The sequence below is a fragment of the Arthrobacter sp. NPDC058127 genome (genome assembly GCF_042884555.1).
Taxonomy (GTDB): Bacteria; Actinomycetota; Actinomycetes; order Actinomycetales; family Micrococcaceae; genus Arthrobacter.
Map to the genome: position 1 here is coordinate 347,861 of NZ_JBHVTT010000001.1, position 19,947 is coordinate 367,807.

Below are 19,947 nucleotides of genomic sequence, written 5' to 3' on the forward strand. Positions count from 1 at the left end.
AGTGGCCGTGAGACTACAGATTCTCCAGATCGGAGGCAGGTGTGGCGACGTCGGCAGTGGCTTCCGTCTCAGCGGTGATCTTCGACTGTTGGCGCGCACGCCGTTTGTCGTTCAGCATGCAGAGCCCGATCGCGGCAAAGAACAAGGCAAGGAGGGGACCGGCGAGCATGAACATCGACAGCGCGTCCGCACCGGGCGCGGCAACGGCCGCGAGGACAAACACGAGGAAGACCGTGATGCGCCAAGCCTTGAGGATGGTCCTGCCGCTCAAGACACCTGCCATGTTGACGCCCACCAACACCACCGGTACCAGGAACGCAATGCCGAGGAAAAGAAGCATGTGCGTGGCGAACGTCAGGTACTGGGATGCGTCGATGTTGTTGGCACCGTTTTGCGGTGTGAACTGCAGCAGCGCGCGCACGACGTTTGGAATGACCGTCCATGCGACGTATACGCCAGCCAGGAACAACGGCACCGCGGCGGCCATGTACCCGAGCGTGTAGCGGCGCTCCTTCTTGGTCAGGCCGGGCGTGATGAAGGCCCAGACCTGGTAGATCCAGACGGGGCTGGAGAGCACCAGGCCGATCTGGATGGCTATACGGAGCTTGAAGTCGAAGGGATCCCCCACGCTCGCGAAGTTCAGGACCGCGGTCCGTTTGGTCTCCTGGGCGATCTTGACCAACGGATCCGACAGGCTGTTAACCACAGGCTCATAGAGGAACCACCCTGCCACGGCGCCGAGGAGAACGCCGATGGCAGACTTGATCAGCCGGTTCTTAAGCTCCTTCAGGTGGTCTAGGAGCGCCATCCGCCCTTCGGGGTTGGCTTTGCGGCCCGTCTTCGTTGCCACTACTGCTTAGCTACGGTTTGCGGGCGGAACGTCAGTGTCGTTGCCGCTCTTGTTCGCTTCGGGGTGGTTGACCACTTTGCCTTCAACGGGGTCCGTGTCGTCCTTGGCCGCCGGCTTGCCGTCGTTCTTCATTTCCTTGACTTCGGATCTGATGATGCGCATCGACTGGCCGAGGCTACGGGCCATTGCGGGCAGCTTGGGTGCCGCAAACAGCAGCAGGGCCACGATGATGATAATGACAATTGGCCAAGGGCCATCAAATAGTCGTCCCACGGGAAGTCCTTTCGTTGGAATACATCCTACGTCTAACTGAATTCGATGTCGTGCAGAGACTGGGGTTGGCCCCGTTCTGCTTTGCGCTTAACGCGCTTTTGGCGACGCACTTCCTGGCGGGAGGCCTTGGCCGTCACGTAATCATGACGCATCTCTTCCGGTGAGGCAAAAACAGCCGCACCGAACACTTTCACTGAAGCCCCGCCGTCGTCGTCGGCGCGTTCAGGAAGGTACGTGCGGTGCCCTAGCCGCTCCCCTGCGGCACTCAATTCATGCACCGTGGCCATGAACTTCCGGAAAAGGCGTATGCCCAGCAGGACGTAGCAGAGCAGCGAGACCGCAACGAGAGCGACCCACAGAAGGATCCAGGACCACCAAGGCATTTGAGTAGTCTAACCAGCCTTCACAGTTTGTATCGGGTCCGCTTGCTTGTACTGCCGGAGGGCCGCTGCCACCCACGCTGCAGAAGCGTCCGCCAGCTCGGAGGGTTGCAAAATGCGGGCCGCACCACCGTGCTGCGCAACGAACATCGGCAACCAGTCAGCATTTCCGAACCGGACCTCGGCGAGCAAGCCGCCGTCAGGGAGCACAGCCGTCCGCTCAGCATAATAGTCATCCGCCAGCCCGGCGCCTTGCCGGGTCAATTGGAGGACGACAACCACGTCGTCGTCGTTGGGCGTGTACAGCTTCACCGGAACGCCTTGCTCAGTCCCGGCGCCCTCGGAAACCAGACGGCCGTTGGGCACGATCTCCTCGATGCGGTCCAGGCGGAAGTTTCGCAGTCCGGCTTTGCTGTGGCAGTACGCCTCGAAATACCAGGTGTTGTCCAGTGAATACAGCCGGAAGGGGTCGACGTCCCGCTCGGAAACAGAGTCGTGCTGCTGTGACAAGTAGCGAAGCCGCAATTGATGCCCCGACTGAATCGCGCGGGTGATGGTGTCGAAGGCCCCGGCGTCGGCCGGGGTGACGGGTGGGCCGGCGACGGCCGCTGCCAAACGGCCGGCCTCCCCCGCCGCGCCGGTGAGCTTCAGGGTCACGGACTCCAGGGCTCCGCTTTGCTCGTCCTCGGACATGCCGGCCTGGGCGGGAAGCCCGCCCAGGGTGGCCAAGCCCGTCAGCAGGGCGCAAGCCTCGTCCACGCTGAAGCGGATGGGCCGGTTGAGTTCGAGGTGCTCGCGGATGTAGACGTGCTCGTTTTCCCAATCGATATCAAACAAGTCGTCCGGATACCCTTCGGGGCGGCCGGAGCAAATCAGTATCGTCAGATCGTCCACCAGTTCGTTGCGGGTGACACCGAAGCGGTCCGCGACTTCCTGGATGGGCAGGCCCTGGTTATGGACAAGGAAAGGGACCAATTGCAGCATGCGGTTGAGCTGGTCTTCCGAGGTCCGCTTGCGGGCCCGCGGCGCAGGTCCGGCGTTCGGGAAGTGGATATCGACGGCGGGGCTCGAGGCGAACGCGGCGGCAGCTTCAAGGCGGCGGATCACGGCGCCGCGCAGCTCGGGAGGTCCGGCCACGCGGACGTGGGGACCATAAGAGGCCAGTTCTTCGGCGAGCAGCTCGCTGTCCCGGAACGGCACGGACAGGCGGTCAATGCCCGACTGGGAGCCGCTGGTGGCGGCGGCCCCTGTGACATCCACCGCACGCTTCCGAAGACCCAGCAAACGGCCTTCGGCCACGTCGAGATGGGCCTCTTGCAAGGGAAGTTCACTGAGGCCATCCAATTCGGCGCGGGTATCAAACCCTGGCGGTATCTCGCAGTGCTGACCGGCCTCAACATGGACATCGCTCGTCATCCGGGACAGCCGGAAAAAGCGTTTCGCCTTCCGGCCCCGGTCGAATCCCACTAGGTACCACTGGCCGAAGCGGCTCCCGAGGCCCCAAGGCTCTACCAGGCGGCGTTCGTCCTTTCCGGTGCTGGCGGCACGGTAGCCGAAACTCACGGGGTGCTGGCCGTTCATGGCCGCGATGATGTCGTCAAAGGCCTGGCCGGCGGGCTTGATGCGCGGCTGGACACCGGCAGGGAGTTCGACGTCGGCAAGGTCGCCGGAAGCCTGCAGCTTCCGTAGCGCGCTTGCAGCGGCCGAGCCAAGGGCCGCGCGTTCCCACAGCTGCGCAGCCAGAAGCAACACCGTGCCCTCCGCCGGGGTCAGTTGCACATACGGCAGGCGATTGGATTCCTTGCCGATGCGATAGCGGGCCGACGCGGGATCGTCCGAGCCGAACCCGTGGTCGAAGAGCGTTTCGATGTCGAAGCCAAACTGCTTCAGGTCCGATTTGTCGCGTTCAAACATGCGTCCGAACGCGACGTCGCTGGCGCCGGCGTCATGGTAGACCTTCTCCCTGAGAACGGCCCGGGACAGCCCGTATTTCGTGTTCAGGAGGGCGATCAGCAGGTTCAGGAGTCGTTCGGTACGTGATGCGGACACGATTGCAACGTTACTAAATTCCTCCGGCAAAGGCGGAAGGCGCGTCTGCGGCCGGATTTCTCCGACTGCGGACGCGCCTTCCTATGCTGCGAAACCTAGCGGACCGCCACGAGGTCCACTACGAAGATCAGGGCTTCGTTGGGCTTGATGGCCCCGCCCGCGCCTCGGGAGCCGTACGCAAGTTCGGAAGGGATCTCGAGGCGACGGCGGCCGCCGACCTTCATGCCAAGCAGTCCCTGGTCCCAACCCTGGATGACCTGGCCGACGCCCACGCGGAAGTCCAGCGGCGCGCCGCGGCCCCAGGATGCGTCGAACTCTTCGCCGGTGGACCAGGCAACGCCAACGTAGTGGGTGGAGACGGTGTCGCCGGCCTGAGCCTCGGCGCCGTCACCAACGATGATGTCCTTGATAACGAGTTCCGTGGGGACGTCGCCCTCCGGGAAGTCGATCTCGGGCTTCGTGCGGTCGTAATCACGCTGACCAAATGACATGGGTACTCCTCAATTTGATAGGGACAGTGTTGTGGAAGTTTGCGGAAGGTTACTGGGCGCCGAGGATGTCCACGACGAAGACCAGATCGCCCGTAGGCTGGCCCTGGGCTGCGGCGGTGTCGCCATATGCGAGGCTCTTGGGGATCACCAGGAGGACACGGGAGCCGACAGTCTTGCCGGCAAGGCCTTGCGTCCAGCCCTTGATGACGCCGTTCAGCGCGAAGCTGGCGGTCTGGCCCTTGTCGTAGCTGGAGTCGAACTTCTTGCCATCAGCCAAGGTGACGCCGACGTAGTTGACCGTCAGCGTGTCTGTTTCCTTGACGACTGCGCCCTTGCCCTTGATGAGATCCTGGGAGACGAGGGCCTGCGGGGCCTTTGCGCCGTCAACGGAAATCTGCGGAATTCCCTTGTCATCGACCTTGACCGTGGGGAGGCCGGCGGGCGGAGTTACGGTATCGCCCTCGGGCTTGTCCAGGGGCTTGACTGCGTCCTTGACGCCGGTGATCTTGAAGACCACGAGCTGGGATGACGTAGCCGCTGCTTCAGCCGACGCCGCGGTTCCGGGGACGGCGAAAGCGATGTCAGCGCCCACCTTCGCACCGACCAGAGCGTTGTAAAGCACAGCGCTGCCGGTCTTGAGCTGGTCGTTCAGTTCGACGGGCTGGGACCCGGTCGGGAAAGTGTCCTCGAGGGTCTTGCCATCCTTGCCATCCACGGCAATGTAGGTGATCTGCGCCACCTGACCGGCTTTCACCTTGTCGCCGGTGCCGTCGCTGACCATCTTGATGGTCGGCTGCGTTACGTCCAACGGCTTGTTGAATTCCAGGCCGGGCGCCTTCTTGTCTCCATTGTCGGAGACCTTGAGGGAATCCAGCTTGGCGACATCGCCGGCGGACTGACTGGTGGGCTCCGGGGTTGCTGTTGTTGCCGGACTTCCGCCGCAGGCGGTGAGCAGCAAGAGGCCAGGGATAAGAATTGCTAGTAGACGTCGCACAAATTGAACTTTCGTCGGGGCAAAAGGAGGGCATGGCCGGGCCAGGCTCGGCCATGCGCGTAGCGGCCTGTTAAAAGGCCAACCTCCAGAATAGCTGGTGAAGCTGGGAGTCAGCTCATCGAGTCCAGGAGGGCATCCACTCTTTCGTCGACGCTGCGGAAAGGATCCTTGCACAAAATCGTCTGGTGCGCGCGGTCGTTCAACTTCAAATGGACCCAGTCCACCGTGTAGTCGCGGCCGAGTTCCTGGGCGCGCCGGACGAAGTCGCCACGGAGTTTTGCCCGGGTGGTCTGCGGCGGTGCATCCACGGCATCCTTGATGTCCGTGTCGGCGACGAGGCGCCGTGCCGCACCGCGTGACTGGAGCAGGAAGAAGAGCCCGCGCTTGCGCGAGATGTCGTGATAAGTCAGGTCCAGTTGCGCGATCCTCGAGGAATCGAGGCCGATTCCATGGCGACGCATGTATCCATCCATCAACTTCTTCTTGATGGCCCAATCCACTTCCGTGTCTATTCCGCTGGTGTCGCCGCTATCGATCGCGTCCAGCGTCCTCTCCCAAAGGTCCAAGATGAGGGGTACGTGCGGATTGTGTGCTCCGTTTGATGCTACAAAGGCGCTGACTTTTGCAAGGTACTCGCGCTGGATGTCCAAGGCCGTCAGTTGCCTGCCGTTGGCCAGTCGCACCAGGGCTTTACCGCTCAGGTCGTGGGAGATTTCCCGGATACTGCGGATGGGGTTCTCCATGCGCATGTCCCGCATGATCACTCCAGCCTCAATCATGCGGAGGAGCAGATCCACCGTTCCCACCTTCAACAGGGCGGTGGTCTCGGACATGTTGGAATCGCCCACGATCACATGCAGACGGCGGAAGAACTCGGCATCGGCGTGCGGCTCGTCACGGGTGTTGATGATCGGGCGGGACCTCGTCGTCGCTGAAGACACGCCTTCCCAGATGTGGTCGGCACGTTGGGAGAACGCGAAGGTGGCACCGTGGGGTGTTTTCAGGACCTTGCCCGCACCGGCGATCAGCTGCCGAGTGACGAGGAAAGGAATGAGGATCTCGGCGAGCCGCGAGAACTCACCCCGCCGGGGAATCAGGTAGTTTTCGTGGCTGCCGTAGGAATTGCCGGCGGAATCGGTGTTGTTCTTGAACAGGTAGACCGTTCCGTTGAATCCCTCGGCCGCAAGCCGCGCCTGCGCTTCATCAACGAGGTCATCGAGAATGAGCTCCCCGGCCCGGTCGTGGGCGATCAGCTGCGCGAGGTCGTCGCATTCCGCAGTGGCGTACTCCGGGTGCGAACCGACATCCAGGTACAGGCGCGAACCATTCGTGAGGAAGACGTTGGAGGAACGGCCCCAGCTCACTACTTTGCGAAACAGGTACCTGGCGACTTCCTCGGGGGCCAGTGGCCGTGAGTCCGGGCTCGAATACGAAATACCGAACTCGGTTTCAATCCCGAATATCCTTTTGTCCATCTCAGGCCTCCCCTGCCAGCAGCTGCGTGATTTCTTCCGCCCGGAGCCGACGGAAGGCCCGCCGGGATCCGCGCCCGCTTTCCGGACTTCGGTCCAGCACTGCGGCCTCGACGGCGGTGCCGGGCAGGGCGTCCACTTCCTTGTCCGTGGCAAGCGCCTTGACGGCCAGGCGCAGTGCGCCGGCCAGGTTGAGGTCAGCCTTCCAACCGTGGGCCACAGTCTCGGCTACTTGCTCTGCCAAGCCGCCCATCACCACAAAACCGTTCTCGTCGGCAATCGAGCCGTCGAAGGTCAGGCGATAAAGATGGTCATCGCCCTGCGTGTGCCCCACCTCGGCCACCGCAAGCTCGACTTCGAACGGCTTTTGTTCCGCCGTGAAGACGGCGCCAAGGCTCTGCGCGTAGACGCTCGCGAGCCCGCGGGCCGTGACGTCCTCGCGATCGTACGAATAGCCGCGGACGTCGGCGTAGCGGACACCCGCTTGCCGAAGACTCTCGAACTCGTTGTACTTGCCCACGGCGGCGAAGGCGATCTTGTCGTAGATCTCGCCGATCTTATGGAGCGACGGCGAAGGGTTTTCCGCCACCAACGCGATCCCGTCGGCGCAACTGATCACGACGACGGAACGGCCACGGGCGATGCCCTTCCGCGCGAAGTCCGCGCGGTCCTTCATCAGCTGCTCGGGCGAAACATAAAACTGCTGGGTCATCTCAGGCCTCCCGTCCGGCAACTGCGCGCGATTCAACAATGGATCCAGCGATCGCCGCCAACTCCCGTTCCGACACCCGGCGGGCACCGGCGCGGTTGACGGTATACACCACCGGCCAGAGCTGCCGGACAGGATCCGGACCGCCCGTGGCGGAGTCGTCGTCGGCAGCGTCATAGAGGGCTTCAACCGCGACGGCGACGGCCTCGTCTTCGGTGAGGTTCGGCCGCCACAGCTTCTTCAAGGCGCCACGAGCGAAGACGGAACCGGAGCCGACCGAATGGTGCTCCAATTCCTCGTACCGTCCGCCTGTGACGTCGTAGGAAAAAAGCCGTCCCACGCCGGCCGCCTGGTCGAATCCGGCGAAAAGGGGGATCACCGCGAGACCCTGCATGGCCATCGGCAGGTTTCCCCGGATCATGGCTCCAAGCCGGTTGGCTTTGCCGTCCAAGCTCAGCAGCGTGCCTTCGATCTTCTCGTAGTGTTCCAGTTCCACCTGGAACAACCGGGTGATGTCGATGGCCAGGCCTGCCGTCCCGGCGATTCCCAGGACCGAGTATTCGTCGGCCGGGAAGACCTTCTCGATGTGCCTGCTGGCGATCACGTTGCCCATGGTGGCACGCCGATCCCCGGCCATCAGGACGCCGCCGGGGTAACTGAGGGCGACGATCGTTGTGGCATGGGGCACCGGCGGAATCTGTCCCGCGGGCAGCGCTTGATTGAAAGGGAGGAGTTCAGGCCTGGAGCGTTGCAGATGCTCTATGAACGAAGACGTTGCTTGGGTGGCCAGGTGGCCGGCTGATGGATCCTGCATTGCTGCGCTCCTTCGACTCTGACATCCGATGCCCGGCGGCCTCGCGCCGGCCGGGCCCTTGGCTTAGCTGGCGGCTCGCTATTGGCCGCCCTTTTGCACAAATGCCCGCACGAACTCTTCAGCGTTCGACTCAAGGACGCCGTCGATTTCGTCGAGGAGATCGTCCACGCCCTGCGTGGCGACCGAGGCCTGTGCCTCCGGTGCTGCGGGCGGCGCCTCGGGGGCGTCGGCCTCTGCCTCGACGTCCCGCGATTGCGGTTGCTGCTGCTCCTGAGCTGCCATTTCCTTCTCCATTCTGTCCATCCCCGGCTACGGGGACTTCCTGTAATGCCATACTGCCACGGGCCGGGCCGCGACGCTGCGGTTTTAAGGGCCCGTTTGGCAGCCTTTCGTCAGCTTGCCGTTCACGCGGGCGGGGCCGGGTCCAGGCCGAGCAATTCACGGAGGAATGCGCCCGCTGTTGCGTGTTTCCGGAACAGCTGGCCCGTGAGTGCTTCCGTGCCGCGGAGGGGTTCCCGGGTGGGCACCCGCTGAAGTTTCCCGATCCCGGGAACGTCGAAGATGACCGAATCCCAACTCGCGCCGACCACGTCCTTGCCAAAGCTGGAAACACACTTCCCGCGGAAATATGCGCGGGTATCCGACGGCGGTTCGATGACGGCCCGGTTGATTGCGGCGTCGTCGACGATAGTCTGCATGCGGTCGCGGGAAAGCATGCGGTAGTACAGGCCTTTTTCCGGCCTCACGTCGGACCATTGCAAATCGACAAGGCCCAGCCGGGCATCGTTCCATTCCAGACCGTCACGGTTCCGGTAGCCATCAAGCAGGGACATCTTCGCCAGCCATTCGACAGAAGACGCGGCACCTGCGGGGTTGCTCCCCAAGAGCCCCAGCGTCGACTCCCAACGCTCCAGGACATCACGAGTGTGGCCGTCTCCACTGAAGGAATCGGAGACCCCGGTTTCCTGGCCAAGCTTTGCCGCAGCCTCGTAGTACATCCACTGGATGTCAAGGGCTGTCACGCGCCGTCCGTCGAGCAGCCTGACGGTGGCAGTCAGGGAAGTGTCGTGGCTGATTGCCTGCAGGCCCGCCACCGGCTCATGTACTTCGATCTTCGGAGCCTGGCCCGCTTCGATAAGGCTCAGGACCAAAGCCGTGGTGCCGAACTTCAAGTAGTTCGACACCTGGCTCAGGTTGGCGTCGCCGATGATGACATGCAGTCGCCGATACTTGTCGGCGGTGGCGTGCGGTTCATCCCGGGTATTGATGATCGGACGCCTGATAGTGGTTTCCAGCCCCACCTCGGCTTCGAAGAAATCCGCGCGTTGACTGATCTGGAACCCGGCAGTTGAACCGTCCTGGCCCTTGCCGAGCCGGCCTGCACCGCAGATGACCTGGCGCGTGACGAAGAACGGTGTCAGGCCTCGGACAATGTCCCCGAAAGGCACGGAACGCGGCATGAGGTAGTTCTCGTGGGAACCGTAGGACACCGATTTGTTGTCGGTGTTGTTCTTGTACAGATTGATGGCCGGCAAATCGGGATCGGCTGCCACCTTCCGAACCGTGGCGAGGGCAACGAGGTCGCCAGCCGCGTCCCACGCGACGATGTCACGGGGATTCGTGACCTCGGGGCTGGAATACTCCGGATGGGCATGGTCCACGTAGAGCCGGGCCCCGTTGCCGAGGACCATGTTCATCAGCAACGATCCTGACTCGTCGCCGCCGTCGGCCTCCAGCTCCTGGCGGCCGTATGCCAGCGCGACGGCTTCGGCGTCGAGCACGGGGGGCCTGTCAGTCAGCTGGCTGGGATCGGCGGCGCTGCGCTCCACCGTCCAACCGCGCGCGTCATGCAGCGGTTCTTCGTCCGTATAGTCCCAGCGGGTCTCAGCGCCACCGGCCGCGCGCTGACGCGTGAGGTTGGCGTAGGCCTGGATGATCCGTGCGGACATCATCGTGGCGTTCGCCCCCGGTGCGGACGGCGAATGGATACCGTATTCAGTTTCCGAACCCATGACCCGCATGGCCCCGCCCACGGGAAGCTTGTCCGAAGGCAGGCCTTCCGGCCGGGCCGTCACAGGTACTGGCCGGTGTTGGGAGTCGTTTCGATCGACTTCCCGGGCTCCTGGCCGGCCTTGCCCTGGACGATGGTGCGGATGTAGGTGATGCGTTCGCCCTTCTTGCCCGAGATGCGTGCCCAGTCATCCGGGTTGGTGGTGTTGGGCATGTCCTCGTGTTCGCGGAATTCGTCGACGACGGCGCGCAGGAAGTGGTCTATCCGCAGCCCTTTCTGCTGGGTCAGCAGGAGGTCCTTGATGGCGTACTTCTTGGCCCGGTCCACGACGTTCTGGACGACTGCTCCGGAATTGAAGTCCTTGAAGTAGAGCATCTCGGTATCGCCGTTGGCGTAGGTGACTTCGAGATACTCGTTGGACTTCTCCGTCGAATACATGGCTTCAACGGTGCGTTGGATAATGGCGTCGACCGTGGCCTGGACATCGCCGCCGTGCTCCGCCAGATCCGTCGCGTGGAAAGGAAGGTCAGTGGTGATGTACTTGGCGAAAATGTCGGCGGCCGCTTCGGCGTCGGGCCGCTGGATCTTGACCTTCACGTCCAGCCGGCCGGGACGAAGAATCGCCGGATCGATCATGTCTTCACGGTTCGAGGCGCCGATCACGATCACGTTGTCCAGCCGTTCGACGCCGTCGATCTCGCTCAGGAGCTGCGGGACGATGGTTGTTTCGACGTCGGAAGAGACACCGGTGCCGCGGGTGCGGAACAGCGAGTCCATCTCGTCGAAGAACACCACCACGGGGCTGCCATCCGAGGCCTTCTCCCGGGCGCGCGCAAAGATCAGGCGGATGTGCCGCTCTGTTTCGCCCACGTACTTATCAAGGAGTTCAGGTCCCTTGATGTTCAGGAAGTAGCTCTTCAGGTCCACGTTGCCGGCCCGTTCGGAGGCGCGGGCGGCAAGCGAGTTGGCAACGGCCTTCGCGATCAGCGTCTTGCCGCAGCCCGGAGGACCGTAAAGCAGGATGCCCTTGGGCGCTTTGAGCCCGTGTTCGCGGTACAGGTCCGGGTGCAGGAACGGGAGTTCCACCGCGTCACGGATCTGTTCGATTTGCGGGCCTAGGCCGCCGATGTCCTCGTAGGTAATATCCGGGACTTCCTCAAGGACCAGGTTTTCGACCTCTGCCCGGGGCACCTTCTCCAAGGCGTAGCCCGTGCGGGAATCCAGCGACAAGGCATCACCGACGCGCAGGTGCACCTTCTGCAAGGCGCCTGAAAGCCGGACTACCCGCTCTTCATCGGCCCTGCCCACTACGAGGGCGCGGTCCGTGCCGAGCATTTCCTTGAGCGTGACGAGTTCGCCTGCCCGTTCATAGCCCAGGCCGGTCACCACGAGCAGGGCCTCATTGAGGAGGACTTCCTGTCCAACCGCCAGCTGGTTGATGTTCACGAGCGGGCTGACGCCCACGCGCATCTTGCGGCCGGCATTGAAGATGTCAACCGATTCCTCAGTGGCCGCCTGGCCGGTGCTGCCCGCCGTCGGCTGGCGCCTGGGATTGATCTGCAAGATGGTCCCGAAGCTGTACGGCGGTTGGCCGTCCTGCTCAAGGGCGCCTTTGAGCCGCAGGATTTCGGCCTTCGCCGTTTCCAGCATGGTCACAAGCTTGGTGTTGTTCTGGGTGGCGGCGGCAAGCTGACGGTCGATGTGGCGCAGCTTGTCTCGAAGGATGTTTATCTGGCGTTCCGCGACGGTGAGTTCCGCGGAGTCGTCCACCGGTTGGATTGCCCCACTCCCGTGTCCCGCTTTTCCCTCAGTCACAGCCTTGTTCGATGGCTCCTCCGGTGTTGTTCGCCCGAAGTCATTGTTCGACGTATCCACGAAGCATCAGCTCCTTCCCGCTTTCTATAAATAGACCTTAGCCCTCAAAAGCGTCGGGAAACCTGTGACATCCGGAATGCGGACCAGTTTGTGATCTTTCCTTAGGGAGCAGGTGTGGGGTCGTCCTTGACGTTGGTGCCGGCAATCGCATCCCGTGCCGCCCGCCGCAGTTTCTTGTCGGAAACAGCGCGCTCTCCCACGGCTCCCGGTGTCCAGGCATTCAGGTCCTCTTCGCTGAACTCCGTCTTGGAGGGACGCCGTTTGACGGAGATCCCGGTCACGCCGTCGGCGAGGCGACGGGTCACCAGGAGGAAGCCGGTGTGGGCCACCATGCGGTGGTCGGGACGGACGGCAAGGCCCTCAAGGTGCCAGCCACGGACCATGGACTCCCAGGCGTCCGGTTCCGTGAAGCGGCCGTCGGCGCGGATGGCTTCGGCGGTACGGGACAGCTGGGTCACCGTGGCCACGTAGTTGATCCACACGCCACCAGGGGCCAGAACGGTCGCTACGGCGTCGAGGCATTCCCACGGAGCGAGCATGTCCAGCACCACACGGTCCACGGATCCGGGCTCTTCGCTGCGGACAACTTCTTCTTGGAAGTCGCCCAGCGAGATCTTCCAGGCCGGGTGCGGACCGCCGAAAATGGTTTCCACGTTGCCGCGGGCGATGTCGGCGAATTCCTCGCGACGCTCGAAAGAGTGCAGGTAACCGCCGTCGCCCACTGCACGAAGCAGGGAGATCGAAAGGGCGCCGGAACCAACGCCGGCTTCCACGACGCGGGCACCCGGGAAGATATCGGCCATGGTGACGATCTGGCCGGCATCCTTGGGGTAGACCACTGCGGCGCCGCGGGGCATGGACAGCACGAAGTCCGAGAGCAGCGGACGGAGCGTCTGGTATTGCTGGCCGATGTTGTTGGCCACCACGGAGCCGTCAACCTGGCCGATGATTTCGTCGTGGTTGAGGAAGCCGCGGTGCGTATGGAAGGCGCCGCCTTCTTCCAAGGTAATCGTATTCATCCGGCCGCGTTCGTCCGTGAGTTGAACCCGCTCGCCAACACGGAACGGCCCTCGGCGCCGTGCCGCACCGGTCGGCTGAATGGCGGTGTTGGCGGCACCGGTGGCCGTGTAGTTGGCGGCGGTTTCGCTGCTCATGGGTGATTCCTCGCTCCTGTACGGCTGTGCCGTCATTTGTTGCCGCAGTTACTGCTTAGTGATGCGCACTGCCGGCCGGGTTATTTCACGGCCGGCAGGTAACTCTACCGGGAAGGTCCTATGGGCGTCCGCTCCGCCGGGCTACTTTACCTGTAATGGCTGTCACTACGGCCTGCTGCCGTAGCAGGCCCATGACCGTACCGCGTTCGTCCACGACGGCGTATTCGGCGCCGCTGAGCTGCGCCAAATACTGGATCAGTTCCTGGCCGCTGGACGTCCAGGGGACGTAGGCGCCGTCGGCGAGCGGGGTCGAGACTGCGGTCACAAGCGTTGTGTACACCTCAGAGGGCGGCACGGCTGCCGTGGCATGCGGATCGACGAGACCCTGCGGCCGCCCATCCGGTCCGCAGATCACGACGGCGGGAGTGCCGTTGGGTGCCACGCGCAAGACGTCGGCGACGGTGGCCGAGTTCGGAATCCCGACGGCGGGTTCGGCCAAAGCTGAGGCACTCACCAAAGGGAGTCGGCCGCGGAGCGTGGCCTGCTTGATCGCACCGGAGGCGCCCATCCACAGGAAGCTGCAAACAAGGAAGGTGATGAGCATAAGGCTGAGATCGGGGGTATTTCCACTCAGAACTGGCAGTACGACGAACCAAACAACCAGGACGATCACGATGACCCGTCCGGCCCAGCCAGCCGCCACCGTCCCCTTTTCCTGGCTGCCGGTCACTTTCCATACCGCGGACTCCACCAGGCGACCACCGTCAAGAGGCAGGCCCGGGAGGACATTGAAGATGCCGATCAGCAAATTGGCCCACATGAGGATGTTCGTCAGCGTGTCCCCTACCCCGGTGAAGACACCGGCCTGCAGCAATAGCCAGGCACCGCCCGCAAGGACAAAGTTGGCCGCGGGTCCTGCCAAGGCAACAACCACCGAGCGGCCCGGGGAAGCGATGAAACTCTCGAACTGGGTGTGCCCGCCCCAGAGATTCAGGACGATCTTCTCTGTGGGCCAGTTGAAGGCCTTGGCGCTCAAAGCGTGCGCAAGTTCGTGGACGAGCACGGAGAGCGCGAGGAGGAGTGCGTAGGCAAAGGCAACGAAGTAGGCGCCGATTCCCAAGGAGTGGTTCCGGATGAGCAGCGCTGGTCCATAGACGATCACCGTGAACGCGGCGATGATGAACCAGGAGTACGCAAGATACACGGGGATTCCCGCGATGCGGCCGAGTGGAATGCCGTCCTTCCTGCTGCTACGTGTGCTGTGGCCACCGTTCCGGGGAGTGCTCACTTAGTTTGCCTGTCCAAGGAAAGCCGCGGCGGGCATGTTGGCGGAAGCGCGGGCGGCGACAAGCGCTTCAAGGTCGGAGACCTTCCGTCCCTGGAGGGTGTCCCAGGTTGCACGGCGAGGATCCTCAGGCAACGGCATTTGGTGCGGAATTCCCACCGTGACCACCCCGGAGGCGATCGCGGACGCGACTCCCGGGACGGAATCCTCGAGAGCGACGCAGTGATCGGCAGTCAGCCCGGGGTCCGTGTCCCGGAGTCGCTCGACGGCGGCGAGGTAAGCCTCGGGGTGGGGTTTTCCTTGGCTGACGGTGTCCCCGGTGATGAGGAACTCGAAGTAGGGCTTGGGGAGGTTGGCGACGACTTCCCGCGCCATCGGGCCTTCGGACATTGTCACGAGGGCGCAGCGGACGCCCGATTGATACAGCTCGTCAAGCAACTCCTTGGCACCGGGCCGCCACGGCACCTCGACGCGGAGGCGGTCGATGACCTGGGCGCTCAAGGAGTCAACGATCTCCCGCTTTTCCAAGTCCACTCCAGCCCTTTGGAGAATGCCGGCCGAGTGCATGAGCGATTGTCCTACGAGCTGCATGGCTTGTTCGTGGCTCCAGGCGCCTCCGTAGGACTCCACGAGGGTGCGCTCTGCGGCAATCCAGTACGGCTCGGTGTCCACCAGGGTGCCATCCATGTCCCATAGCGCGGCTTTGAGCAGGGGCTGGGTGGCTGAAGCAAGCATGCCTAAAGTCTACGTGGAAGGAGAGCGGGCAATTGCCGTTCTACGCCCGGGGCGAAGTATGGCCACGCCGGTCCCCTCACGCCATGCATCGGTGGCGGTGTTGGACGTAGGGTGAGTGAATGAACAGTTTGGACGGAGCCCCTGACGGACAGGCCACTTCACCGGAGCCTGAGCGCCTTCTCCAGCCTGTAGCCGAAGGCCAGCGCATCACCGTGATGCTGGCGGCTTTCGAAGGTTGGAACGACGCAGGCGAGGCGGCCAGCGATTCCCTGCACTACTTGAACAAGTTGTGGCAGGGAAAGAAAGTGGCATCCGTTGATGCCGACGATTACTACGACTTCCAGTTCACCAGGCCGACCGTGCGACGCACGGCAGCCGGGACGCGCAAGGTCAAATGGCCTTCCACGCGCCTGTACAAGGCCAGCGTCCCGGACAGCAACGTGGATGTGGTGTTCGTGCTCGGCACCGAGCCTTCCTATCGCTGGCGCGCCTATACCGCCGAGCTTCTGGTCCATGCCGAAACGCTCAAAGTCGACTATGTGGTGTTGATCGGCGCCCTTCTGGCCGATGTCCCGCACAGCCGCCCGATCCCTGTCAGCACCACCTCGGACGACAGCGGATTGCGGCAGCGCTTGAACCTCGAGGCTTCGCAATACGAGGGGCCGGTCGGCATTGTGGGGGTACTGGCGGAATTCGCGCTGCTCGCGGGCTTGCCCACCGTGTCGCTGTGGGCGGCCGTGCCGCACTATGTCGCCCAACCGCCTTCCCCCAAAGCGCAACTCGCCATCTTGAACAGGATCGAGGACCTGCTCCAAGTGCCCCTGGACACCCACGCCCTCAACGAGGAATCCGAGGCGTGGGAGCGCGGCGTGGACGAACTGGCCACTGAAGACCCCGAAATCGCCGCCTACGTGCGGCAGCTCGAGGAGGCCAAGGACACGGCCGACCTGCCGGAGGCGAGTGGCGAATCCATCGCGCGCGAATTCGAGCGCTACCTCAAGCGCAGGGGCAAGGACAAACCCTAACCCAACGCGGGGTCACTTACGGCCCGTCCAAGGGGACATTATGGGCCGTAAGTGACCCCGCGTTGTTTAGATATTAGAGCTCGACGCCGAGCAATCCGTTGATCGCGTCGCTCACCAGGGCGGAATCCAAGGCGCTGGGCTGGGCCCCTTCAGGATTGGCTCGGTGCGAGTCGGCGAGGGCCGCCGCAGCCCAGGCGTCGACGGCGGCGATCGCACCCGGAGCATTGAGGTCGTTGGCGAGCTCGGCACGCATCCGCGTCAGCAGCTCCGCCGCTGTTCCCTCAGGAGCGATGTCCCGGGCGGCCCGCCACGTGTTGAGCCGTTCCTTGGCCTGGGCGAATCCTTCATCGGTCCAGGACCAATCCGAGCGGTAGTGGTTGGCCAGGATCGCCAGGCGGATTGCTGCGGGCTCTTCGCCCGCGGCACGGAGCTTGGATACCAGCACCAGGTTGCCCTTGGACTTGCTCATCTTTTCGCCGTCCAGGCCAACCATTCCGGCGTGGGCGTAGTGGCGTGCCAAAGGGATGCCACTGAGCGAATACGCGTGTCCGGCGCCCATTTCGTGGTGCGGGAAGACGAGGTCAGATCCGCCGCCCTGCACAGTGAAGGGAGCTGGCAGGTACTTCTGGGCGATGACAGTACATTCAATATGCCAGCCGGGACGTCCGTCACCGAGGCTTGCGCCCGGCCAGCTCGGCTCGCCGTCGCGGGCCACGCGCCATAGCAAAGGATCAAGGGGATTTCGCTTGCCGGAGCGGCCGGGATCGCCGCCTCGTTCGGCGAAAAGTTCCAGCATTTCAACTTCGCCGAGCCCCGAGATGTCGCCGAGTGTCCACGCGTCCGGGCTATCCGACGCCTTGCCGGCTGCTTCGACGTCGTAATAGACGTCGCCGTCGGGTTCGCCGCCGGTGCCGTGTACGCGGTAGGCGAGCTTGTCCGCAATCAATTTCTCGATAGCCGGAACAATCATCGGGATCGCCTCGACGGCTCCGATGTAGTAATTCGGAGCCAACACATTGAGGGCGTCCATGTCAGTCTGGAAAAGCTCAATCTGGCTCGCTGCCAGCTCCCGCCAGTCAACGCCGGTGGCGGTGGCGCGCTCCAGGAGGGGATCGTCGACGTCGGTGACGTTCTGGACGTACGCAACCCGCTGGCCGCTGTCCCGCCACACCCGGTTGAGCAGGTCGAAGGCGACGTAACTGGCCGCGTGGCCCATGTGGGTGGCGTCGTAGGGCGTGATGCCGCAGACGTACATGGATTGCTCCGCGCGTGGCTCGACTTCCACCAGGGCCCTGAGGGCGGTATCGAACAGCCTCAACGGGGGCATGCTGCCGGGTAGTTCAGGCACAGGGCGGGAGATCCACGATTTCACAGCCTCAACCATAGTGCTAGGCGCTGATGACATTGAAACCGAGCAATACATAGAGGGCGAGTCCAAGGAGAATGCGATACCACACGAAGACACGGTAGCTGTGGGTGGAAATGAACTTGAGGAACCAGCCAATGATGATGAAGCCCACAACAAACGCGATGACCGTGGCCAGCAATGTTTCCGGCAAGCCGAAAGGCCCGGAGATTCCTTCTTTCGAAACCACCTTGTACAGCTGGTACAGGCCGCTGCCGAAGACGGCAGGGATGGCCAGCAGGAACGAATACCGTGCGGCCGCTTCCCGCGTGTACCCCATCAACAGGCCGGCGGTGATGGTTCCGCCGGAGCGGGAGACGCCCGGGATGAGCGCCATGGCCTGTGCCAGCCCGTAAAGGATGCCGTGCTTGACGGTCAACTGGCTCAGCTCGCGTTCCTGGCGGCCAACGGCGTCGGCTACCGCGAGGATCATGCCGAAGACGATGAGCATGGTTGCCACGATCCACAGACTGCGCAGGACGGACTCGATCTGGTCCTGGAAGAGCAAGCCGAGCACGATGATGGGCAGGCTGCCGAGGATGACCAACCACCCCATGCGCGCGTCGGGATCGTCCCTGGAGACCTTGCCGCGCAGCGATCCGAACCAAGCGCGCAGAATCCTGACGATATCCCGCCAAAAGAAGACGATGACGGCCGTCTCGGTGCCCAGCTGCGTAATAGCCGTGAAAGCGGCACCTGGATCCGCTGCATTAGGCAGGAACGACCCGACAATTCGCAGGTGTGCGCTTGAAGAAATCGGAAGGAATTCTGTCAGGCCCTGCACGAGGCCTAGGAAGGCTGCTTCTATCCAGTTCACGTGAATAGACCCTACGTCATGATCTACCCGATCTCCCCGTAAGCTATCAGCTATGCAGCAGCGTTACGTCGGAAACAGTGGGTTTCGGGTGTCCACCCTCTCCCTGGGCACTATGTCCTGGGCGGAAGAAACGGACGAACAGGATGCACGGGAGCTGCTCCATACCTTCATCGCGGCGGGCGGCACCATGATCGATACCGCCGCCTCGTACGCAGGCGGACAAGCCGAAGCTCTCCTGGGTTCGATGCTGGGGGACGTTGTGGCACGCTCGGAGGTTGTCCTCTCCACGAAAGCGGGCGTCTCGACGTCGGACAGCCGGCGCAGCGTCGATGCCTCCCGCGGTTCCATGCTGTCCGCACTCGACGCGAGCCTTGCCCGCTTGGGGACGGATTACGTAGACATCTGGTTCGCGCATGCTTGGGACGGCAACGTTCCCCTGGACGAAACACTTTCCGCCCTGGACCTTGCCCTGCGCTCGGGACGAGCACGGTACGTCGGCATCTCCAACTACAACGGCTGGCAGACCGCCAAGGCCGCAGCCGTCGCGGGATTCACCGTGGTGGCCAACCAATCCGAATACTCGCTCCTGCACCGGAAGCCCGAAGACGAACTGGTGCCCGCCATCGAGGATGCCGGACTCGGCCTCATGGCGTGGGGGCCCCTCGGACGCGGAGTTCTCAGCGGCAAATACCGTGGACAGATTCCGACTGAATCACGGGCCGCTGAAGACCGCCTGAGCGGCTACGTCGAAAAGTACCTCGACGCGCGGGGGGCAAGGATCGTCGAAGCCGCGGCAATGGCCGCGCGCGGCTTGGGACGGTCCGCCGTCGACGTCTCGCTGAGCTGGTTGCTCTCCCGCCCGGGAGTATCCACGGCCGTCGTGGGCGCACGCAATGCGATCCAACTCAAGGAACTACTCGATGCGCAGCTGGCGCCTCTTCCCGCCGAAATTTCGCGGGCACTGGAAGACGTTTCAGCGATCTGACTTAGCTGAAACTCGGGCATTACCATCGGGCACTACTGGCCCGGCATTACTGGTCGGCATCACTGGTCGAGGATCTCCAGCTCGTCTTCATCGAGGAGTTCATTGTTGTCCTCGTCGTCATCTTCTTCATCGTCGTCAAACACCTGAAGGGGTGTGACTTCCGAGTAGGCCTCGTATAGTGAGTCCTCATATACCTCAAAGGCATCTGCGACGGCGAAAAACGCTGCCTCCACAGTGGGATCTCCTTCGCCCCGGCGGGCGGAAGCGGCAATCAGGTGCTCTTCCAAGGCGGCTGTCAATGACTGAAGCGCGACACGCGGATCGATGCTCATGACTTCACGTTAGCCCGAAAAAGACGAAAATGGAGAGGGATGAGAGAACAATTTCTGAGCAGTTCAGTGGAGCGTCAGCGGGACTACGCAAGGCAGTACGAGTATCTCGTACTGACCGTGAGCCCCGACGATTCCTTGCCCGAGGCGCGGCGTCGGCTCGTGGAACACTCCGAATACGGCAAGTGGGAACTGGAGCGGAGCATCCTCTACATCGGCGGCGGTCGCCGGTTCTGGCTGCGCCGTAGAGTCCTCAACGTGCAGCGCACCGTGTAGCTGCAACGCCGTGTTTTC

Annotated in this window: 21 protein-coding genes; 3 read left to right on the top strand and 18 right to left on the bottom strand. The window is 63.2% G+C overall.

Annotated elements, in window-relative coordinates:
* Positions 1-13: 13 nt before the first annotated feature.
* The 15 genes from tatC to ACFVTG_RS01710 form a co-directional block, all read right to left on the bottom strand.
* Positions 14-808 (bottom strand): twin-arginine translocase subunit TatC, encoded by a 795-nt coding sequence (gene tatC / locus ACFVTG_RS01640; RefSeq protein WP_284755645.1) that lies wholly within the window; start codon positions 806-808, stop codon positions 14-16.
* Between the two features lie 48 nt (positions 809-856).
* Complete coding sequence (gene tatA / locus ACFVTG_RS01645; protein ID WP_234749305.1) at positions 857-1,123, bottom strand: Sec-independent protein translocase subunit TatA; 267 nt, start codon at positions 1,121-1,123, stop codon at positions 857-859.
* A 32-nt stretch (positions 1,124-1,155) separates the two neighbouring features.
* Entirely contained in the window at positions 1,156-1,506 is a 351-nt protein-coding gene (locus tag ACFVTG_RS01650; protein WP_284755606.1) for a hypothetical protein, read from the bottom strand.
* A gap of 9 nt (positions 1,507-1,515) precedes the next feature.
* On the bottom strand, positions 1,516-3,552 hold the full coding sequence (locus tag ACFVTG_RS01655) for a helix-turn-helix transcriptional regulator (protein ID WP_390277478.1): 2,037 nt from the start codon (positions 3,550-3,552) through the stop codon (positions 1,516-1,518).
* A gap of 95 nt (positions 3,553-3,647) precedes the next feature.
* A complete protein-coding gene (locus tag ACFVTG_RS01660; RefSeq protein WP_059389230.1) occupies positions 3,648-4,043 on the bottom strand; it encodes an FKBP-type peptidyl-prolyl cis-trans isomerase in 396 nt (131 codons plus the stop codon).
* Positions 4,044-4,092: 49 nt separating this feature from the next.
* Positions 4,093-5,037, bottom strand: a complete 945-nt coding sequence (locus ACFVTG_RS01665; RefSeq protein WP_284755609.1) for an FKBP-type peptidyl-prolyl cis-trans isomerase — start codon at positions 5,035-5,037, stop codon at positions 4,093-4,095.
* 110 nt (positions 5,038-5,147) lie between these two features.
* Positions 5,148-6,512 (bottom strand): Pup--protein ligase, encoded by a 1,365-nt coding sequence (pafA, locus tag ACFVTG_RS01670; RefSeq protein ID WP_390277480.1) that lies wholly within the window; start codon positions 6,510-6,512, stop codon positions 5,148-5,150.
* Between the two features lies 1 nt (position 6,513).
* Positions 6,514-7,221, bottom strand: coding sequence for a proteasome subunit alpha (gene prcA / locus ACFVTG_RS01675; protein ID WP_284755612.1), 708 nt, complete (start codon positions 7,219-7,221; stop codon positions 6,514-6,516).
* A gap of 1 nt (position 7,222) precedes the next feature.
* Positions 7,223-8,032 carry a proteasome subunit beta gene (gene prcB / locus ACFVTG_RS01680; RefSeq protein WP_390277484.1) on the bottom strand — a complete coding sequence of 270 codons (810 nt, stop codon included), beginning with the start codon at positions 8,030-8,032 and terminating at the stop codon, positions 7,223-7,225.
* 78 nt (positions 8,033-8,110) lie between these two features.
* On the bottom strand, positions 8,111-8,314 hold the full coding sequence (locus ACFVTG_RS01685; RefSeq protein WP_234749319.1) for a ubiquitin-like protein Pup: 204 nt from the start codon (positions 8,312-8,314) through the stop codon (positions 8,111-8,113).
* Between the two features lie 122 nt (positions 8,315-8,436).
* A complete protein-coding gene (gene dop / locus ACFVTG_RS01690) occupies positions 8,437-10,053 on the bottom strand; it encodes a depupylase/deamidase Dop (RefSeq protein ID WP_390277931.1) in 1,617 nt (538 codons plus the stop codon).
* A gap of 50 nt (positions 10,054-10,103) precedes the next feature.
* Positions 10,104-11,918, bottom strand: coding sequence for a proteasome ATPase (gene arc, locus ACFVTG_RS01695; protein WP_390277486.1), 1,815 nt, complete (start codon positions 11,916-11,918; stop codon positions 10,104-10,106).
* A gap of 101 nt (positions 11,919-12,019) precedes the next feature.
* Positions 12,020-13,072: a tRNA (adenine-N1)-methyltransferase gene (locus ACFVTG_RS01700; RefSeq protein WP_269997809.1), complete on the bottom strand. Its 1,053-nt coding sequence runs from the start codon at positions 13,070-13,072 to the stop codon at positions 12,020-12,022.
* A 118-nt stretch (positions 13,073-13,190) separates the two neighbouring features.
* Complete coding sequence (locus ACFVTG_RS01705; RefSeq protein WP_284755615.1) at positions 13,191-14,360, bottom strand: site-2 protease family protein; 1,170 nt, start codon at positions 14,358-14,360, stop codon at positions 13,191-13,193.
* Positions 14,361-15,092, bottom strand: coding sequence for an HAD family phosphatase (locus tag ACFVTG_RS01710; protein ID WP_284755617.1), 732 nt, complete (start codon positions 15,090-15,092; stop codon positions 14,361-14,363).
* A 119-nt stretch (positions 15,093-15,211) separates the two neighbouring features.
* Between ACFVTG_RS01710 and ACFVTG_RS01715 the strand changes: the two genes are divergently transcribed.
* Entirely contained in the window at positions 15,212-16,117 is a 906-nt protein-coding gene (locus tag ACFVTG_RS01715) for a PAC2 family protein (protein ID WP_284755619.1), read from the top strand.
* Positions 16,118-16,190: 73 nt separating this feature from the next.
* Here ACFVTG_RS01715 and mshC read toward each other — a convergent pair whose 3' ends face one another.
* Complete coding sequence (gene mshC, locus ACFVTG_RS01720) at positions 16,191-17,489, bottom strand: cysteine--1-D-myo-inosityl 2-amino-2-deoxy-alpha-D-glucopyranoside ligase (protein WP_390277489.1); 1,299 nt, start codon at positions 17,487-17,489, stop codon at positions 16,191-16,193.
* Positions 17,490-17,505: 16 nt separating this feature from the next.
* Complete coding sequence (locus tag ACFVTG_RS01725; RefSeq protein ID WP_284755621.1) at positions 17,506-18,339, bottom strand: undecaprenyl-diphosphate phosphatase; 834 nt, start codon at positions 18,337-18,339, stop codon at positions 17,506-17,508.
* A gap of 52 nt (positions 18,340-18,391) precedes the next feature.
* Here ACFVTG_RS01725 and ACFVTG_RS01730 point away from each other — a divergent pair, with 52 nt between their 5' ends.
* Complete coding sequence (locus tag ACFVTG_RS01730) at positions 18,392-19,324, top strand: aldo/keto reductase (RefSeq protein WP_284755623.1); 933 nt, start codon at positions 18,392-18,394, stop codon at positions 19,322-19,324.
* A 59-nt stretch (positions 19,325-19,383) separates the two neighbouring features.
* Here ACFVTG_RS01730 and ACFVTG_RS01735 read toward each other — a convergent pair whose 3' ends face one another.
* Complete coding sequence (locus tag ACFVTG_RS01735; protein WP_059389240.1) at positions 19,384-19,656, bottom strand: hypothetical protein; 273 nt, start codon at positions 19,654-19,656, stop codon at positions 19,384-19,386.
* Positions 19,657-19,695: 39 nt separating this feature from the next.
* Between ACFVTG_RS01735 and ACFVTG_RS01740 the strand changes: the two genes are divergently transcribed.
* On the top strand, positions 19,696-19,929 hold the full coding sequence (locus ACFVTG_RS01740; RefSeq protein WP_059389241.1) for a DUF5703 family protein: 234 nt from the start codon (positions 19,696-19,698) through the stop codon (positions 19,927-19,929).
* Positions 19,930-19,947 lie beyond the last annotated feature (18 nt).

Coding starts and splice junctions, on each gene's coding strand:
- tatC (WP_284755645.1), bottom strand. CDS start 808: ATGGCGCTCCTAGACCACCTGAAGGAGCTTAAGAACCGGCTGATCAAG.
- ACFVTG_RS01650 (WP_284755606.1), bottom strand. CDS start 1,506: ATGCCTTGGTGGTCCTGGATCCTTCTGTGGGTCGCTCTCGTTGCGGTC.
- ACFVTG_RS01660 (WP_059389230.1), bottom strand. CDS start 4,043: ATGTCATTTGGTCAGCGTGATTACGACCGCACGAAGCCCGAGATCGAC.
- pafA (WP_390277480.1), bottom strand. CDS start 6,512: ATGGACAAAAGGATATTCGGGATTGAAACCGAGTTCGGTATTTCGTAT.
- prcA (WP_284755612.1), bottom strand. CDS start 7,221: ATGACCCAGCAGTTTTATGTTTCGCCCGAGCAGCTGATGAAGGACCGC.
- prcB (WP_390277484.1), bottom strand. CDS start 8,032: ATGCAGGATCCATCAGCCGGCCACCTGGCCACCCAAGCAACGTCTTCG.
- ACFVTG_RS01685 (WP_234749319.1), bottom strand. CDS start 8,314: ATGGCAGCTCAGGAGCAGCAGCAACCGCAATCGCGGGACGTCGAGGCA.
- dop (WP_390277931.1), bottom strand. CDS start 10,053: ATGCGGGTCATGGGTTCGGAAACTGAATACGGTATCCATTCGCCGTCC.
- ACFVTG_RS01700 (WP_269997809.1), bottom strand. CDS start 13,072: ATGAGCAGCGAAACCGCCGCCAACTACACGGCCACCGGTGCCGCCAAC.
- ACFVTG_RS01710 (WP_284755617.1), bottom strand. CDS start 15,092: ATGCTTGCTTCAGCCACCCAGCCCCTGCTCAAAGCCGCGCTATGGGAC.
- ACFVTG_RS01715 (WP_284755619.1), top strand. CDS start 15,212: ATGAACAGTTTGGACGGAGCCCCTGACGGACAGGCCACTTCACCGGAG.
- ACFVTG_RS01730 (WP_284755623.1), top strand. CDS start 18,392: ATGCAGCAGCGTTACGTCGGAAACAGTGGGTTTCGGGTGTCCACCCTC.
- ACFVTG_RS01735 (WP_059389240.1), bottom strand. CDS start 19,656: ATGAGCATCGATCCGCGTGTCGCGCTTCAGTCATTGACAGCCGCCTTG.
- ACFVTG_RS01740 (WP_059389241.1), top strand. CDS start 19,696: ATGAGAGAACAATTTCTGAGCAGTTCAGTGGAGCGTCAGCGGGACTAC.